This is a genomic window from Candidatus Symbiopectobacterium sp. NZEC135 (genome assembly GCF_025962695.1).
In genome coordinates, this window is record NZ_JAGFPF010000922.1 from 1 (window position 1) to 840 (window position 840).

1 protein-coding gene is annotated in these 840 nt (G+C 58.0%); it reads left to right on the top strand.

Annotated features, from left to right (window positions below; genetic code table 11):
- A partial coding sequence (locus J5224_RS36015) for an ATP-binding protein (protein ID WP_264628913.1) occupies positions 1–840 on the top strand: 840 nt, incomplete at both ends.

Consider the following 840-nt stretch of genomic DNA (forward strand, 5'->3'; position numbering starts at 1 on the left):
GTTGACCAGACAGCGCTGCTTCCGTTGATCGATCGCGCGATGTATACCATTCAGGGACCGGGAAAAAGCAAAGGATTGATGCTGCGCACCACGGTCAGCGGTGATGTGCCCTTGCTTATCGATATGGACGCGACACGCGTACGGCAAATTCTGGTGAACCTGCTGGGAAATGCGGTCAAATTTACGGAAAATGGAGGGATAACGCTCAGCGTCACACGCAACGACAACACGCTGATATTTGCCGTCTGCGACAGTGGCAAAGGCATTGCCTCTGCCGATCGCGATGCGGTTTTCACCCCCTTCTTTCAAAGCCAGGCAAACATTCAGGGTACCGGGCTTGGGCTGGCGATTGCCTCGAATCTGGCCCGGATGATGGGGGGCTGGCTGGATCTCAACAGCTCGGTAGGGCTCGGCACCTGCATCTCTTTTATGCTGCCGCTCGGCAAACACGGCACGACGACGCCATTAAGCGGCGAAATCGCCGCGCCGTTGGCGCTGCACCGGCAACTGAGCGAGTGGGGACTGACATGCCATCCCGCCGCGCATGACAATGCCCTGTGTGCCGACGAGCTTGGCTTTCTGCCTGGCAAACTCTACACGCTGGCCGCTCAGATAACGTCAGGCATCACCGATACCGACAAGGCGGTTATCCCGGTTCAACCCTGGCGCTTGCACATCCTGCTGGTCGATGACGCGACAATAAACCGCGACATCATTGGTGCCATGCTGACCCTGCTCGGGCAAGACGTCACTACCGCCTGTAATGGCCGAGAAGCCCTGGCGTGTGGGAGACAGCAACGTTTTGATCTGGTGCTGATGGATGTCTGCATGCCGGAGATG